The sequence below is a fragment of the Campylobacter sp. US53 genome (assembly GCF_004378995.1).
In the GTDB taxonomy this organism is placed as follows: Bacteria; Campylobacterota; Campylobacteria; order Campylobacterales; family Campylobacteraceae; genus Campylobacter_D; species Campylobacter_D jejuni.
This window is the reverse complement of sequence record NZ_RYYH01000003.1, coordinates 93,186-110,437: the sequence shown is the minus strand read 5'-3', so window position 1 is coordinate 110,437 and position 17,252 is coordinate 93,186. Positions and strand designations below refer to the sequence as shown.

Annotated in this window: 14 protein-coding genes and 2 pseudogenes; 2 read left to right on the top strand and 14 right to left on the bottom strand. The window is 30.6% G+C overall.

Going from position 1 to position 17,252, the window contains the following annotated elements; translation table 11 throughout:
* Positions 1-6 precede the first annotated feature (6 nt).
* Positions 7-1,400: pseudogene (locus tag ELQ05_RS03675) on the top strand (DUF2972 domain-containing protein).
* A gap of 9 nt (positions 1,401-1,409) precedes the next feature.
* On the opposite strand, the gene ELQ05_RS03670 reads toward ELQ05_RS03675, so the two are convergent.
* Genes ELQ05_RS03670 through ELQ05_RS03655 form a run of 4 tightly spaced genes read right to left on the bottom strand, consistent with a single transcriptional unit; the run spans position 1,410 to position 4,141 of the window.
* A complete protein-coding gene (locus tag ELQ05_RS03670) occupies positions 1,410-3,263 on the bottom strand; it encodes a primosomal protein N' (protein ID WP_044780529.1) in 1,854 nt (617 codons plus the stop codon).
* Positions 3,245-3,682, bottom strand: a complete 438-nt coding sequence (locus ELQ05_RS03665) for a prepilin-type N-terminal cleavage/methylation domain-containing protein (protein ID WP_002852324.1) — start codon at positions 3,680-3,682, stop codon at positions 3,245-3,247. Before ELQ05_RS03665 ends, ELQ05_RS03670 begins: the two co-directional genes overlap by 19 nt.
* A complete protein-coding gene (locus tag ELQ05_RS03660; protein ID WP_002854947.1) occupies positions 3,679-3,921 on the bottom strand; it encodes a hypothetical protein in 243 nt (80 codons plus the stop codon). Before ELQ05_RS03660 ends, ELQ05_RS03665 begins: the two co-directional genes overlap by 4 nt.
* Entirely contained in the window at positions 3,911-4,141 is a 231-nt protein-coding gene (locus ELQ05_RS03655) for a hypothetical protein (RefSeq protein WP_002852327.1), read from the bottom strand. The genes ELQ05_RS03660 and ELQ05_RS03655 overlap by 11 nt, the downstream gene beginning before the upstream one ends.
* Positions 4,142-4,294: 153 nt before the next feature.
* On the opposite strand from ELQ05_RS03655, the gene uvrB reads away from it, so the two are divergent.
* Entirely contained in the window at positions 4,295-6,268 is a 1,974-nt protein-coding gene (gene uvrB, locus ELQ05_RS03650) for an excinuclease ABC subunit UvrB (RefSeq protein ID WP_044780530.1), read from the top strand.
* Here uvrB and ELQ05_RS03645 read toward each other — a convergent pair.
* The 10 genes and pseudogenes from ELQ05_RS03645 to ELQ05_RS03600 form a co-directional block, all read right to left on the bottom strand.
* A complete protein-coding gene (locus ELQ05_RS03645; protein WP_070316955.1) occupies positions 6,263-8,194 on the bottom strand; it encodes a sensor histidine kinase KdpD in 1,932 nt (643 codons plus the stop codon). The two genes, uvrB and ELQ05_RS03645, sit on opposite strands and share 6 nt — an antisense overlap.
* The gene (gene kdpC, locus ELQ05_RS03640; RefSeq protein ID WP_134239949.1) at positions 8,175-8,804 is read right to left on the bottom strand and encodes a potassium-transporting ATPase subunit KdpC; all 630 of its coding nucleotides are present in this window, start codon (positions 8,802-8,804) and stop codon (positions 8,175-8,177) included. Before kdpC ends, ELQ05_RS03645 begins: the two co-directional genes overlap by 20 nt.
* A gap of 1 nt (position 8,805) precedes the next feature.
* A complete protein-coding gene (gene kdpB, locus ELQ05_RS03635) occupies positions 8,806-10,851 on the bottom strand; it encodes a potassium-transporting ATPase subunit KdpB (protein WP_134239948.1) in 2,046 nt (681 codons plus the stop codon).
* Positions 10,852-10,860: 9 nt separating this feature from the next.
* A complete protein-coding gene (gene kdpA, locus ELQ05_RS03630; RefSeq protein WP_134239947.1) occupies positions 10,861-12,552 on the bottom strand; it encodes a potassium-transporting ATPase subunit KdpA in 1,692 nt (563 codons plus the stop codon).
* A gap of 9 nt (positions 12,553-12,561) precedes the next feature.
* Positions 12,562-12,749: pseudogene (gene kdpF, locus ELQ05_RS03625) on the bottom strand (K(+)-transporting ATPase subunit F).
* A gap of 141 nt (positions 12,750-12,890) precedes the next feature.
* Positions 12,891-14,315: an anaerobic C4-dicarboxylate transporter gene (locus tag ELQ05_RS03620; RefSeq protein WP_134239946.1), complete on the bottom strand. Its 1,425-nt coding sequence runs from the start codon at positions 14,313-14,315 to the stop codon at positions 12,891-12,893.
* A gap of 165 nt (positions 14,316-14,480) precedes the next feature.
* Positions 14,481-15,731 carry an RNA polymerase factor sigma-54 gene (locus ELQ05_RS03615; protein ID WP_070300915.1) on the bottom strand — a complete coding sequence of 417 codons (1,251 nt, stop codon included), beginning with the start codon at positions 15,729-15,731 and terminating at the stop codon, positions 14,481-14,483.
* Positions 15,731-16,459 (bottom strand): LPS export ABC transporter ATP-binding protein, encoded by a 729-nt coding sequence (lptB, locus tag ELQ05_RS03610; protein WP_002855252.1) that lies wholly within the window; start codon positions 16,457-16,459, stop codon positions 15,731-15,733. The genes ELQ05_RS03615 and lptB overlap by 1 nt, the downstream gene beginning before the upstream one ends.
* On the bottom strand, positions 16,452-16,859 hold the full coding sequence (tsaE, locus tag ELQ05_RS03605) for a tRNA (adenosine(37)-N6)-threonylcarbamoyltransferase complex ATPase subunit type 1 TsaE (protein ID WP_002854905.1): 408 nt from the start codon (positions 16,857-16,859) through the stop codon (positions 16,452-16,454). Before tsaE ends, lptB begins: the two co-directional genes overlap by 8 nt.
* The gene (locus tag ELQ05_RS03600; RefSeq protein WP_002864726.1) at positions 16,856-17,101 is read right to left on the bottom strand and encodes an RNA-binding S4 domain-containing protein; all 246 of its coding nucleotides are present in this window, start codon (positions 17,099-17,101) and stop codon (positions 16,856-16,858) included. Before ELQ05_RS03600 ends, tsaE begins: the two co-directional genes overlap by 4 nt.
* Positions 17,102-17,252 lie beyond the last annotated feature (151 nt).

The following is a 17,252-nucleotide window of genomic DNA, read 5'->3' as shown; positions in this document are numbered from 1 at the left end:
GGTTATATGCAAAATCTTTTACTCTATATAAAAAATAACCTAACTCCAACCTTGGCTCAAATTCTTTTACAAGCTTTAAAAAATTCGAATAATGAAAAATTTTTTACCTTTGTTTTGGAAAATATTGAAACAATTTGCACTTGGCTCAATTCTAGCGAATTTGAGAATAGATATTTATCAACAAAACATCCTTATCCACCTTTAATCAATCCTAATTTTATAGAAATAGATGCTAGTCGACATTGCGCAGAATTAGCTTGGGATTTAAATTTGCCCCTGCCTAAACACTATAAATTTATCTATATTTCTCCACATGGCGTTGGAGCAGCAGCATTTTTAAGATACCTTAATCAATGTTGCGATGTAACTTGTTTTGCCTCCTGGGTTTTACCACCTGATGCCAAAGAAAGATATTGTCTTAATTACATGTGTCTAAATGACAATACAATTACTCAATATGCTATTAATATATCAGAAATTAATCTACCTTATTTTGATAAATATCTATCTTTATTGGATTTTAACTCTAAAATTATTTGTGGAGTTCGCGATCCAATAGGAATTTTAAAGCATAACTGGGGAAGAGATTGGAGTAAAGTTTTAAGAAACTATCCCCCTGAATTTAATCTAACTTATGATTGGCGTTATTATATTGACTATCTTACTCATCAAAATCATAAAATTAAAATCGATATAAACGAACTACAACAAGGAGTTTTTATCATCTCTTATTTATTAAAATATTTTAACAAAGACAATGTATACTATCTTGATATGGAAGAAATCCGCCAATCAAAGGCCTTCGATACTATGAATTTACTTGCTATAAATTTTAATTTTACCCCCCCCATAAAGATAAATTAGATTTATTTAAAATTAAAGAATTTAGAGGTTATATTCGCTATCTTTTTCCTATTACACTTTATGCAAATTCTAAGGATATTAACAATACCTTTTATCTTAATACTCCTAAAAATAATAAAAATTTTAATATTGATAAAACTTCTAGCATTCCCATAATTTTAGACAGAAAACACATTAATAATGAAAAAATAGACATAATACAAGAAATTATAAAAAATGACCTATGTAATGATATGGGTGTATATATTGATAAAAATAATTTTAAGCAATTAGAACAAAACAATCTTTTATTTTCAACAATTAAACATTATTTACATAATTTTTTACATCAAATTAAAATAACCATAGACGAAACAGAAACAAAAATGATGAAAGAAAAAGATGTGATAGATTATTTTATAAAAAATAAATCACTTATTTATACTTTTTTTAATATATTTGAAAATGAACTAAATCATTTAAAACAAACACATCCTCATATTATTGACTCTTGGAAATATTATAAAGAATTTGAAAAGATATACAAAGATAAATAATTATCTTGCTTACACAAAATCAATAGGATCAATATCTGCACTTACATTTTTAAATTGCAAAATATAATTTTCAATTGCCACTAAAGCTTTGTGATTTTCACTTCTAAGTAATAAATAAAAACGATATTTTCCATGCAGCATTTCAACTCCACAAATTCCATAGCCTACCAATTCTACTTGTTTGATATTTTTAAATTGATAGGCAAGTTTTTCGCAAAGCTTTTGTGAGGATTGTTGATCCTTATCTTCTATAAGAACTCTTAAAAGGCGTTTAAATGGAGGATAAAGATCTTTTCTATTTTCTAACTCATCTTTTAAAAAAGCATCATAATCCTCTATATACCTTTCAAAAAAAGCTCTATTTTTTGTTTGCAAAAGTACTCTTGCTTCGCCTTTACGCCCTGCCCTACCTGCAACTTGCATAGCTAAAGCTAAAGTTTCTTCACTCGCTCTAAAACTAGGACGAAACAAATACTCATCAAGCCCTAAAATCACACTCAAATCCACACTATGATAATCATGCCCTTTAGCAAGCATAGAGGTGCCAATAAGTATATCGATCTTATTTTCATTAAAGTCTTTTAAAATAGTATTAAGCCTTTTAACGCTTGTGATTTCATCGCTATCAAATTTTACTATTTTTGCTAAAGGTAAAGCATTTTGCAAAAGCTCTAAAAGTTCAGCAGTCCCCATTTTTCTAGCTTCTAACATTTCTCCTTTACAACTTGGACAATTTTGCTCTATCAAAGAAGTATAATTACAATAATGACATTTTAAAACATTTTTCTTTTTATGCATACTCATAGCGATAGAACAAAAAGGACATTTTATCGTTTCCCCACAATCCTTGCAAATGATTTGTCTAAAATTAGCCCTTGTAGGTAAAAACACTATAGCTTGTTTTTGATGTTTTAAACTTTTTTCTAATTCGCTTAAAAGCATAGGTGTTATACCAAGCTCATTTTCATCATATAAAAAATGTTTTTTACTGTCAAAAAAAGTTCCTTTTAATCTAAAACTTTTTTGTTTATAAAAGCTCGTTAAAGATGGAGTTGCAGAACCTAAAACCACTTTAATATTATTTTTTTGACCCAAAAAAAGTGCTAAATCTCTTGCATTGATAAAAGGCTGATTAGAAGCCTTATAAGAATTATCGTGTTCTTCATCTACTACAATAAGTCCTAAATTTCTAAAAGGCAAAAACAAAGCCGATCTTGCACCCGCTACTAAAAGCACTTCTCCCTTGCAAAAACGCTCTAAATATTCTTGCTTTTTTTTCTTTGAAATTTTAGAATGCCACAGGAAAAAATTATCCTTAAAATACACTTCCAAACGCTTTTGCATTTGTGGAGTGAGTGCGATTTCTGGCATCAAAAGTAAAGCTTGTTTACCCTGTTCTAAACACTCTTTTATCAAAGAAATATAAATTTCAGTCTTGCCACTACCTGTATCAGCAAAAAGCAAGGAATTATTTTCTTTTTGAAGAAAACTTAAGGCATTTTGTTGTTGATTGCTTAGCTTAGGGGTATCTTTAAAAAACATTTTGTGACATTTATACTTAGGACTAGTTTCAAAAAAACCCAAAACAAAACCAAGTTTTGAAGCATAATAATAAACAATAAAATTTACCAATTCAAACTGCAAAGGAGTTAGAAAATACCCTGTAATTTCTTTAATTTCTACGGTTTTAAAATCAGGTTTTTGACATTCTTTAAGCACGATAGCTTTAAGGTTTTTTTTAGTTTTTAAATCCACTAATACTTGTGTTAAAGGTTTGATTTCATCAAAACTATGAAAAGTTAAATTATCCAAATACAAACCACAAATTGCAAGTTCATAATATCTTATATCAGATCTTTGCATCTAGAACTTCCTATACACTTTAACAAACCTTCTTTAGAATCATAAATAAATTCAACCATCTCTTTGGCATTTAATGCAAATCTATAGTGATTTTTACCTATTTTTATCCAAGATTTAAAATCAGAATAAATAGGTGTATCAAGCAAAGAATAATCACAATCATTTAAACAATAAAAGAGTTTTTCTTTGGCTTGATTGTTTTGTGCATTATCTAAAATTTCTGGAAAATTTAAATTTTTAAGTCTCATTTGACTACGCATTAAAGCAAGAGCTGAGCTTAGCATTTCATAGTCCATTTTTAATTTTAAAATTTTAACCTCATCTTTTGTAGTATTGATAAAAGATAAAGATAAGCTTGATAAAATTCCCAAAATCAAAATCACAAAAACAAGCTCAAGCAAAGTAAAAGCTTTATTCATTTTGTCGGGAGTTCTTCATTGATTGCTTTTATTAGTTTCTTAAGTTCTCTTTCTAAAATATAATTTTCATAACTTTTTTTAACAAACGCATCTACAAAGCGTTTAAGTTCTATTTTTTTAGTACCGCCAGAAATTAAAGCGATATCATCTTCTAAAAAATTTGCAAATTCTTCACTGCACTTAACAATGAAATCTTTTGCATTAACATTAACAATGACTTGTTTTAGATTATCTGCCAAGAACAGCCTCTATTTTCTTATAAATATCTTCGCTTTCTATATTGCGAGATTTAAGTTCTTCTTCTAAACGCATGATTTGATTGCTTTTTGCTTCATTTTGCGCTTTCACACTTACAAGCTCATTTCTTAAAGCCTCATTGGCTTCGCAAACTTCGTTATACTTTTCAATTAATTCATTTACTTTATCTGTCATAGTATTGATTATTTTTTCATCAAACATATTTTTGCCTTCTTAAGAAATTTGTAATTTATGGAAAATATTATTTGATATTGTAGCAGAAAAAAATTTAAATTTAGGTTTTTATTGTCAATTAATTTTTAATTAAAGCATTTTCTTTTAAAATTTTTTCAAAAATAAAAATAAAGTAGAAAAATGTTAGAACTTACCAGCGAATTTAAACCCAGTCCCGATCAACAAGAAGCCATAAAAGGTATAGTAAAAAGTATAAAAAAAGGCAACAAATATCAAACCTTACTAGGCGTTACAGGAAGTGGAAAAACCTTTACCATGGCAAATGTCATTAAAGAACTTAATATACCTACCCTTATCATGAGTCACAACAAAAGCCTTTGTGCACAACTTTATAGCGAATTTAAAGGCTTTTTTTCTAAAAATCATGTGGAATATTTTATATCTTATTATGATTATTATCAACCTGAAGCCTATATCCCACGCACTGATGTTTTCATAGAAAAAGACAGCTCTACTAATGAAGACTTAGAGCGTTTAAGACTGAGTGCTACTGCTTCTCTTTTAAGTTATGAAGATGTGGTTTGTATAGCTAGTGTTTCAGCAAATTATGGACTTGGCAATCCAAATGAATACATAGGCATGGTTTTAATCTTTGAACTAGGTATGCAAATTTCACAAAAAGAACTTTTAAAAAAACTTGTAGATATGGGTTATAAAAGAAATGATAATTTTTTTGATCGTACAGATTTTAGAGTTCAAGGAGATATTATAGACATTTATCCAGCTTATTATGAAGATGAAGTAGTAAGACTTGAATTTTTTGGCGATGAACTTGATGCTATGTATCATTACAATGTTTTAGAAAATAAAAAAGGCAAAGATTTAAAACGCTTCATACTCTATCCTACAAGCCAGTTTAGCGTGGGCGAAACAAGACTAAAACAAGCGATAAAAGATATCAAAGCAGAACTTAACGAACGCCTTGCTTATTTTGAGCATGAAAATAAACTCGTAGAATATCAACGCCTTAAACAAAGAGTTGAATTTGATCTTGAGATGCTTACAAGCACAGGAATGTGTAAAGGCGTTGAAAATTATGCAAGGCATTTAACAGGACTTAAAGAAGGTGATACTCCTTATACACTTTTTGATTATTTTGCGATTAAAGATAGGAAATTTCTTGTTATAGTCGATGAAAGCCATGTATCTTTACCACAATTTAGAGGTATGTTTGCAGGAGATAGAAGCAGAAAACAAACCTTGGTGGATTATGGTTTTCGTTTGCCTTCAGCCTTGGATAACCGTCCTTTAATGTTTGATGAATTTATCCATAAAAATTGTCAATTTCTTTTTGTTTCAGCTACACCTGCACCTTTAGAACTTGAACTTAGCAAAGAAAACATCTTTCATCAAATCATGCGTCCTACAGGACTGCTTGATCCTTTAATAGAATTAAAAGATAGTGATAATCAGGTTGAAATTTTATTTGATGAGGCTAAAAAAGTCATACAAAGAAACGAACGGGTTTTAGTAACCGTGCTAACTAAAAAACTCGCTGAAGAACTTACAAGGTATTATTTAGAGCTTGGTATAAAAGTCAAATACATGCACTCAGACATCGATGCTATAGAACGCAATGAAATCATAAGAGGTTTAAGAAGCGGTGCTTTTGATATGCTAATTGGCATTAACTTACTTAGAGAAGGACTTGATTTGCCTGAAGTTTCACTCATTGCCATTATGGATGCAGATAAGGAAGGCTTTTTAAGAAGCACTACAAGTTTAATCCAAACCATGGGAAGAGCAGCTAGAAATGTCAATGGTAAGGTTTTGCTTTTTTGCAAAAAAATCACAAAATCCATGCAAGAAGCTATGGATACCACCAATGAACGCCGCAAACTTCAAATGGCTTATAATAAAAAATACAATATCACGCCAACTTCAGTCAAACGCCATATTGAAGAGAGCTTGAAAAATGAAGAGGATTTAGGCGAAATTTATCGCAAAGGTAAAAAACTAGAAAAAATGCCTGCTAACGAAAGAGCAAAAATTGTCAAAGAGTTAAGAAAGCAAATGCTTGAAGCAGCTAAAGCACTTGAGTTTGAAAAAGCTGCTGCTATTAGAGATGAGATTAATAAATTAAGGGATTTATAATAAAAATATATCCCTTGTTCTAACTCCTGCCTCATTAAGTAAAGCACTTAAAATTTCATACTGAAAGTCTTGCAAGGGACGTTTTTCTTTTAAAACTATACCTATGACCCCTTTAGTTTTTTCCCCATCTTCTATAGGTAAATACATAGCATTAGCATTAGGCAAGGTATTTGTACAAACACCTGCTCTTTCTTTATTTGTTGCAACCCATTGAGCAATAGCAATCTCATCAGCACTAAAACAATTTTTTAACATTTGCTTATCATCGTTAAAAAACAACAAAGGTTTCGATAAAATATTGTTTTTATTTATAGGATAAATAATAATAGGTAAATTTAATAATTTTAAAGCTTGATTTCCAAGTTGTTCCCAAAGCTCTTGTTTGCTTTTCACTCTTGCTAACTTTTCACTATTTTCAAGCAAAATAGCCGTTCTATAAGCTCTTTCAGTGAGTTCTTTAGATTGCAATTTTAATCTTCTAGTAAAAACAGCTGTTAAAAATCCAACTATAAACATAGTTGTAAAAGTAATAATATTTCCACTATCATGAACTTTAAGACTAAAAATAGGTTCTAAAAAGAAAAAATTATAAATCAAAACACTTACCAAAGAAGAATAAAAGGCGAAAATTTTATTATCAGAAATAAAAGAAGAAGCAAAAACTGCTAAAATAAAAATCATAACTATATTACTTGGCTGAGTATTAAATTTATGAAATACAAAAGCTATAAAAGTTGCTAAAAGCAAAACTCCTGTGATTTTTAAAAAACCTAAAAAATCAAAACCTTTTTTACTTCGTATTTTAGGAGTAGAAATTTGATTTTCATTAACAAGATATAAATCAATATTGGGTGCTTTTTTAGCAACAGCTTCAAAAATCTCTTCTTTAAACTTTTTTTTATCTTTATTTTTACCTAAAACAATTTTAGAAACATTGCTAAGGCTTGAATACTCTGCAATTTGTCTTGCTATATCATCATCATATACGCTAATGATTTCAGCATCAAAACTTTTAGCTAGTTCTATATTTTCTTCTAAGGCTTTTTCTTCTTTAATATTGGGATTTTTTATATAAAGCGCACTCAATTTAGCATGAAAAGCTAAAGCAAGTCTTGCAGCTGCACGAATAACCTTTGCATTTGAAGCATTAATACAAACTAAAATATGCTCTCCAGTATGATAAGCTAAATCATCATTAATAAGCCTTTGTTCACTTGCTCTTAAATTCACTCTTGAAGCAAGTCTTCTTAAGGCAATCTCACGCAAAGCTATAAGTCTTTCTTGACGAAAGAAATTTTCAAGTGCTAGTTTAGCTTGTTTTTCCTTATAAATTTTACCATCTTGCATTCTTTTTAAAAGCTTATTAGGTTCAATATCAACAAGTTCTACCTGATCAGCCTCATCAAAAATACGATCAGGAATACGCTCTTTAACTTCTATCTTACTGATATTAGCGACTAAATCATTTAAACTTTCTAAATGTTGTATATTTAAAGTAGTATAAACATCAATCCCTGCTTTTAGAAGTTCTTCTATATCTTGAAAACGCTTTTCATTACGCAACCCTTTAGCATTAGTGTGTGCAAGCTCATCTACTAAAACCAAAGCAGGTTTTCTCTTAAGGGTAGCGTCTAAATCAAATTCTTTTAATACTATATTTTTATAAGGAATTTCAAGATTAGCTATACTTTCAAAACCTTGTGTTAAAGCCATTGTTTCAGGTCTATCGTGAGGCTCTATATAGCCTAAAACAACATCAACTCCATTATCCCTTAAAGTTCTAGCTTCACTTAACATAGCATAAGTTTTTCCAGAACCTGCAGCATAACCTAAGAAGATTTTTAATTTTGCAAGTTTGTTTTTTTCTTCTTCCTTGGCTTTAACCTCAAGTTTTTTAAGAATTTGTTCAGGACTTTGTCTTTGCATGTTTATTCTTTTTCATGGCTTTAGCAATAGCTATATTAACAGCTAAAACATTAACCTTTTCTTCCCCAAAAATCCCTAAAAATTTAGACTCGGTATTTTCTTGAATGATTTTTTCTAGTTCTTCTTTGGTAATTTTTGAAGATTGACTTATCCTAGGAATTTGCACTAGGGCTGCTTGAAGACTGATATGAGGATCAAGTCCTGATCCTGAAGCGCTTAACAAATCCAAAGGAATTTGTTCTTTTGTAATTTGCGGATTTTCATCTAAAAATTTTTGCAAATCTTTTTGCACACGCTCTTTTAAAGCAGGATTTGACATAGCATAATTAAATCCACCTGAACTTACACTGCTTTCATTTGTATCACTTGTATTGTAATTTGATACAGATGCTCTTGAATGTAGAAAATAAGGCTTATTAAAATCTTGACCCAAAAGCTTTGAACCTACCGCTTTGCTTATATCCAAAGTCGGACGACCTTCTTTATCCACTAAACTTCCACTTGATTGATAAGGAAAAATAAATTTTGCAACTGTATTTAAAGCAAAAGGATAAATAAGAGTACACAATATTAGCATTACTACAAAAAAACTAAACAAAGTTCTAAGCATATCACACTCCTAAAATTCTAAGTATCCAAGCTGTAGGAATATCAATTATTTTTATCCCTATAAAAGGTGCGATCATACCGCCTAAACCATAAATACTCAAATTTCTTAAAAGCAAATGCTCACTTTTCATAGGCTTAAATTTAACTCCACGCATAGCAATAGGTATGAGCAAAGGTATAATAATAGCATTAAAAATAAGTGCTGATAAAATAGCGCTTTGTGGGGTAGTCAAATGCATAATATTTAAAATTTGCATTTGAGGTAAAACCACACTAAACATAGCAGGTAAAATAGCAAAATACTTAGCAATATCATTTGCCATACTAAAAGTTGTAAGACTACCCCTAGTAATAAGCAAACCTTTTCCTATTTCAACTACTTCTAAAATTTTAGTAGGATTAGAATCAAGATCTATCATATTGGCTGCTTCTTTGGCTGCTTGAGTTCCTGAGTTCATAGCTATACCTACATCAGCTTGTGCAAGAGCTGGAGCATCATTGGTTCCATCTCCTGTCATGGCTACTATCTTACCTTGGGCTTGTTCTTTTTTAATGGCTTCTATTTTATCTTCAGGCTTGCATTCTGCTATAAATCCATCAAGCCCTGCTTCTTTGGCTATAGTAGCTGCTGTTAAAGGATTATCTCCGGTACACATTAAAGTTTTTATGCCCATTTTTCTAAGCTCATCAAAGCGCTCTTTAAGCCCTGGTTTTACAGTATCCTTTAGATAAATTACTCCTAAAATTTTTTCATTTTTACACACTACCAAAGGAGTGCCACCGAGATTTGAAATTTCCATTACCTTAGTTTCTAAATCGCTAGGAATTTTTCCATTCATTTCGCTTATATAAGCTCTTATAGCATCAAAAGCACCTTTGCGAATTTTTGTATTATCTTGCAAATCCACACCACTCATTCTATTTTGAGCGCTAAATTCGATAAATTCTTTAATATCATTACCTTCTAATTCATAACCCATTTTTTGAGCCAATGTAACTATGCTTTTACCTTCTGGAGTTTCATCTTTTAAAGAGGATAAAACACAAGCTTTAATCATTTCTTCTTTACTTATACCTTGGACTTCATAAAATTCATTTGCCAAACGGTTTCCAAAAGTAATCGTTCCTGTTTTATCTAAAATCATGGTATCAACATCACCACAACTTTCAACAGCCTTGCCTGAAAGTGCGATCACATTAAAACGCGTTACCCTGTCCATACCTGCTATTCCTATAGCCGATAAAAGCCCCCCTATAGTTGTAGGAATAAGACATACAAGCAATGCTACTAACCACGAAATAGGCAAACTCACACCTAAAAATTGCATAAAAGGATATAAACTTACAACCACTACTAAAAAACTCAAACTAAGCACAATTAAAAGAGTATTAAGAGCAATTTCATTTGGAGTTTTTTGACGCGCAGCACCTTCTACAAGATTGATCATTTTATCTAAAAAACTTTCCCCAGCTCCAACTAAAATTTTAATCTTTAAAAAATCAGTTAAAACCGTAGTCCCGCCCGTAACAGAAGAAAAATCACCGCCCGCTTCACGCATAACAGGAGCACTTTCACCTGTAATAGCTGATTCATCAACACTTGCAGCACCTTCTATAACTTCTCCATCATTAGGTATAAGTTCACCTGCTTTAACTAAAACTATATCACCTATTTTTAACTCGCTAGAATTAAGCATTTCTTCACTGCCATCACTTTTTATGCGTCTAGCTTTAGAATCCTTTTTACTTTGTCTTAAGGTAGCTGCTTGGGCTTTACCCCTTCCTTCTGCAATACTTTCTGCAAAATTTGCAAAAAGCAAGGTTACAAATAAAATAAAAGTGATTAAGATGTTATAAATTCTTTCATCAGAATTTCCATTAAACAAAGTAGGAAAAATACTTAAAATCAAAGCAAGAATCAATCCAACTTCCACCATAAACATAACAGGATTTTTTATCATAAAGCGTGGATCAAATTTTAAAAATGCTCCTTTTATGGCATTATTTAAAATTTCTTTTGTAATGAGTTTATTTTGTTTTTTAGACATTGACTCTCCTTAATGCCATAAAGATAAATATTCTGCAACGCTTGATAAAGTAAGCACTGGAAAAAAAGTAAGTGCAGTAAAAATATATATAATACAAACAAGCACAAACATAAAAGTTAAATTATCCGTTTTTAAAGAATTTGCAGTATTTTCTTGTGTATTTTTAGCCAAAAGCGATCCAGCTATAGCAAGCTGAGCTATTAAAACCAAATAACGCCCACAAAACATAGCAAAAGCTGTACTTAAATTCCAAAATAAATTATCATCTTTTAAACCTTCAAGTCCTGAACCATTATTTGCTACCGAAGAACTAAATTCATACAAAATTTGAGCCAAGCCATGAAAGCTAGGATTGCTTATACTATCTTTTGCAAAAACAACAGCTAATGCACTTAAAACAAGGATTAATAAAGGATGGATAAGAATTACCAAAGCTATAAGCTTCATTTGTGCGCTTTCTATTTTTTTACCCAAGAATTCTGGAGTTCTGCCTATCATTAATGCACAAATAAACACGGTTAAAAGCACATAAATAATCATATTCATAAGCCCTACTCCTTCGCCACCAAAAGCTACATTTAACATCATATTTAACAAAGTAGCACTGATGCTTAAAGGATTTAAACTATCGTGCATATTATTGACGCTTCCTGTAGTAAAAGCAGTAGTTACAGCACTAAATAAACTCGAACCATCTGTGCCAAATCTTATTTCTTTACCTTCTAAATTTCCCAAATTTGCATTTAAACCCAAAGAATCCAAATTTGGATTTGACATTTTTTCGCTAAAATAAATTAAAAGCAAAGAAATGATAAAAATAATCCCCATTGCACCAAAAATAACTCCCCCTTCTTTTCCCATAAGAGCAAAACCTTGTCTTTCTTTTCTATGATAAACCATCAATCCAAAAGCTACAACACAGGCGCTAGGAATAAGCATCATGGATAAAATTTGCAAAAAATTTGTAAGTGAAGTAGGATTTTCAAAAGGCATGCTTGAATTAGCACCAAAAAAACCACCCCCATTTGTCCCTAAATGTTTTATAGACTCAAGAGCTGCAACAGGACCTGTGGCAATACTTTGAAATTTATTTTCTAAAGTAAGCACGCTAAAATTTGCGTGATAGTTTTGCACTACGCCTTCAGAGATAAAAATTACAGCCAAAATAAAACTTAAAGGCAACATCAAACGCGTAATAATACGCGCAAAATCTTCATAAAAATTTCCCATTTGCATGCCACATAAAGCACGACAAAAAGCCATACAAGCAGAATATCCACTTGCACTTGAAACAAACATAGCAAGTAAAATGCCTGTATTTTGCGAAAGCAAACTTAAAGCACTCTCTCCACTATAATGCTGAAGGTTTGTATTTGTAATAAAACTAATTACAGTATTTAAATTCAAATCCCCTTTCATAGAATTTATCGAATTGGGATTTAAAAAAAGTTTATCTTGCAAATAAAAAATCACGAAAGAAAAAATAGCCACTAAGGCATTAAAAGCAATTAAATGCAAAGAATATTTTTGCCAAGTCATATTTTTTCTATCAATCGCACAAATTTTATAAATTAAGTTATCAATTGGATTAAAAATAAAATCAAAAATAGTTTTTTTACAGCTTGCAATTTTATAAAGATAATTTCCAAAAATTAAAGCTAATATAAAAGCTATAATCAGTGTTATTAAAATTTCTAGCATATTTTTCCTTTAAAATTTTTCAGGATATAATAGAGCATAAAATAAATAAAGAGCAAGTATTAAGCTTAAAACTAGTAAAAATATCATCCGCGTGTCCTAGTTTGAATTTCACAAAAACGGATAAAAAACCATAAACTACCAAAAGCTAAAAGCAGAAGCAAAGCAAAGATAACATCCATAGGATAGCCCTTTCTCATTGATTCAAAATAGGATTTATTCTATCCTTGTTAAGCTTATATTTTGATTAATACTAATTTTATGATTTATTTATAATTTTTATCTATATTAAATAAAAAGATAAATGAAGAATTTAGCAGGAAAAATCCTGCTAAAAATTGTTAAAGATAACCCGCTGCCATAGCAATAAAATATCCTGCTATACAAGAAGTGATTACACCTATAAGACCTGGCAAAATAAAACTATGATTGATAACAAATTTACCAATGTGAGTAGTACCTGATCTATCAAATTGTATAGTAGCTAAATCGCTTGGATAAGTTGGTAAAATATAATACCCATAACAAGCAGCCGCAAAGGCAACAATTACACCAGGTTCAACACCAATTCCTAAAGCCAAAGGAACAAAAGCCGAAATAGCTGCTGCTTGGGAGTTTACAAATTTTGAAATTAAAAGAAGCATTGCAGCATAAGTCCAAGGATGCTCTTTTACTATATCTCCAAGCGCTGCTTTCATCATAGGAGTGTGAACTGCAAACATAGTATCAGCCATCCAAGAAATTCCAAAAACCGCAACAAGTGCTATCATACCTGATTTAAAAATTTCATTAGAGCCGATTTTCTTTGCATCTGTTTTAGTAAAGATGATAATCAAAGAACCTGCTAAAAGCATAAACATCTGAATAACTGAAACCATGGATAAAACATCCATTTTAGGGTTGCCTAAAGCATCTACTTGAGGAATGCCATTTTTTACAACTTGTCCCCAGTTTGGGCGCAAGAAATCAAATACACCTAATAAAGCTACTAAAGCAATAGCTCCTAAGAAAATCCACATTGCAACCCAATTGCTTTTTGGAAGTTTAACGCCTAAAAGTGTTTTAGAATCCCCGTAAACATATTTTTTAAATTCAGGATCTTTAAGTTTTTCTTGAAATACTTCATCTTTATCCAAATCTTTTCCTCTAAACCAAGAAAAAATTCCTATACACAATACACCAAATAATGTACTAGGTATGGTAATTTGAAGAAGATTGATATAACCATCAAAACCTACTAATTTATGATTAGCATTTAAAAGCAAAGCAGTCAAACTCACAACAGCCACAGATACAGGAGATGCAATAATACCCATTTGTGATGATATAGAAGCTGCCGCCATTGGACGCTCAGGACGAATACCGTTTTTAATCGCTATATCATAAATAATAGGCATAATAGTATAAACCACATGTCCTGTTCCACAAAGTATAGTCAAAAAGCAGGTTACAAAAGGCGCTAATATTGTTAAAAACTTAGGATTGCGTCTTAAAATTCTTTCTGCTATTTGAAGCATAACATCTAAACCACCACTTGCTTGCAAAGTTGCACTCGCAACCACTACCGCTAAAATTGTAAGCATAACATCTATGGCTGGTTTTCCAGGCTTTATATGAAAAGCAAATACAAGCATTAAAATACCTATACCACCAAGTAAACCAAGCGCTATGCCGCCTTTTTTTGCACCGTAAAAAAGACAAATTAAAACGATAATGATTTGGACTGCAAATTGCCCTCCCTCGCTAAGGCTTGTTAAAAAGACCATTTTAACTCCTTTGAAAATTAATATTTAAAAACAGTTATTATTGTATCACATTTTTAAACTAAAGAATAATATTTCCAAAAATAAAAAATAATAATTTTTTAAATTATTTAAATTAAATTTAAATATAAAAGAAAAGTGTAATGGGTTTGATAGATTGATAGAATTTTATCCTTCAAGTTCATATAATTTTTTTCTATCTGTAGAACTTGCTATATTAAGATGTTTGCGATATTTTGTAATAGTTCTTCGCCCTATATCGACCTTAAATTCTTCTTTGATTAATTCTAAAATTTTACTATCGCTTAAAGGTTTATTGCGATCTTCATTCTTTACTAAATTTGCCACAAATTCTTTAACACCTACATTTGAAGTCTCCCCCTCTTCATCAAGAGCAAAAGCAAAAAAATCACGCAAGGGAATAAGTCCTCTTTCACAACTTAAATATTTATTTGCCACAGCTCTTGATATAGTCGAAGCATTGCGTTCTAAATCAAGTGCTAAATCCTTAAAAGTCATAGGTTTTATCTCTTTTCCCATGAAAAAATCATATTGATATTCTACTATCATAAGCCCTATTTTATAAAGAGTAGCTTTTCTCATCGCTAAAGCATCAACTAAATTTTTTGCTTCTTTGATGTAATGACTTAAAAAATCATGCTCTAAACCATCAGTTTGGATTGAAATTTCAGGATAATAATCATCATTGATTTTTACTTTAATTTCACCATTTTCTTTATAAACAAAAATATCAGGAACAATTATACGAGAATCTTCAAAATATTCCAAAAAAGGAGGAGTGCTAAAACGCTTAAGTATAGCCAATGCTTCTTTATATAAAGGCTCTTTGGTATAGTTTTGTATATTTTCAAAATCCATAATCAACATTCTACAAAACTCATCAATATCTTCATCTAACTCCATATTTTCAAGAGCAAATAAAAATGCTTCTTTATAATCTTTAGCTCCCACTCCTACAGGATCTAAAAATTTAAATCTTGCTCTTACTCGCTCAATTTCTTCCAAAGAATACTCTTTTAAAAATTCTCCATCGTATTCAAAATATCCTTCCTCATTTAAGCATTCTATAATTTTTTTTGCAAGTTCTTGAGATTTGTTTGTAGGAAACAAAGGAGGAAGAATCTGTTCATTTAAAAGCTCATAAACGCTTTTTTTGGCAAGTCCTTTACTATCCACAAGGGCCGAATTTACATTATGTTTATAAAATGAATCAAAATAATTCTTACCCTTATCATGAGTTTGTATCGAATCTTGAACATTTAAGAAAGGATTATCCTCAGCAAATTTATCTAAATTTTCTTTTAAATCCTCTATGTTTGCTTGTAAAATCGGCAACCAAGAGCGTAAAGTTTGAGAAATTTTAGTCTTGGGTGCTTGGGTGATTTTTTGCTTTAACATCAATCAAGGAGTTTAAACTCCGCTCCTAAATAATACTTTTTCACGTCTTTATTGGTTGCAATTTCATCAGCATTCCCGCTAGCAAGTAAAGAACCCGATCTTATAACATAAGCTCTATCACAAATAGCCAAAGTCTCACGCACATTATGATCGGTAATTAAAACCCCAATCCCCAATCTTTTAAGCTCTTTAATTAAAGTTTGAATTTCAGCCACTGCTATAGGATCAACACCTGCAAAAGGCTCATCAAGAAGTAAGAACTTAGGTTCGCACATCAAGCTTCTAGCGATCTCACAACGCCTTCTTTCACCTCCACTTAAACTTAAACCTTTCCTTAAACGAATAGGCTCTATACTTAAGAGTTCAAGCATTTGCTCAACTTTATCATGTAAAATTTTTTTATCTTTATAAAAAATCTGAGCCGCTAAAAGCAGGTTATCTTCTACGCTTAAATCCTTAAAAATACTACTTTCTTGAGGTAAATAACCTATCCCTGATCTAGCTCTTTTATTTAAAGGATCTTTTGTCACATCTAAACCGTCTAAAAGAACTTTTCCACTACTTGGGGAAATAAGTCCACATATCATATAAAAAGTTGTCGTTTTTCCTGCACCATTTGGCCCTAAAAGTCCTACAACTTCTCCGCTATTAACCTCTAAAGAAATTCCATGTATAATCTTAGTTTTTTTAATAATTTTTTCTAAATTTACAATTTCTAATTTACTCATAAATTTCATACTTTCTTTTGTCGTCTTTAATGCTAATTTTAATCTGGATAGTAGAAATTCCAAATTTCATTAAAGTTTTTTTCAAATTTTCACCGCCCCATTCAACCAAATGCAAACCTTTTTCAAAAAAATTTTCAAATAAACCATTCGCTAAAAGTCCTTCTAAACCTTCTTGATAAATATCATAATGATAAATGCAAATATCATGATTTTCATATTTTTGCATAGTGGAAAAAGTTGGAGAATCTACCCTTGCATCAAGACCAAGAAATTTAACCCAAGCTTGTACTAAGCTTGTTTTTCCGCTAGCCAAATCTCCTTGAAGCAAAACAACGCCTTCTTTAGGCATTATTTGAAGCATCGTTTTGATCTCATCTTTTGCTAAAATAAATTCTTTCATAATTTTACCACATATTCATTTTGTGCGTTTTTAGGAATACTTTTCGTACTAGGTAGAGCTAGCACTTTATATTTTTGAGTGTATTCAGTAAAATGCAAAGTGATGATATCACCCACCTTAACCTCTTTACTCGCCTTAACAATAACGCCATTAATCCCCACTACACCACTTTTACACATATCCTCAGAAATAGCTCTTCTTTTCGTGATATTAACTACATTTAAAAATTTATCTACTCTCATAAAAGCAATTTTAGCAAAAAAAATCAATTTTTGGAACAAAATTTGCTTATGCCTTTGCTTTATTTTTTAAGAAAATAGCAAGTAAAAACTTTTCTTTAATGAAATTTGGATACAATTTTACAATTTTCAAATCTATTTTAACAAAGGATAT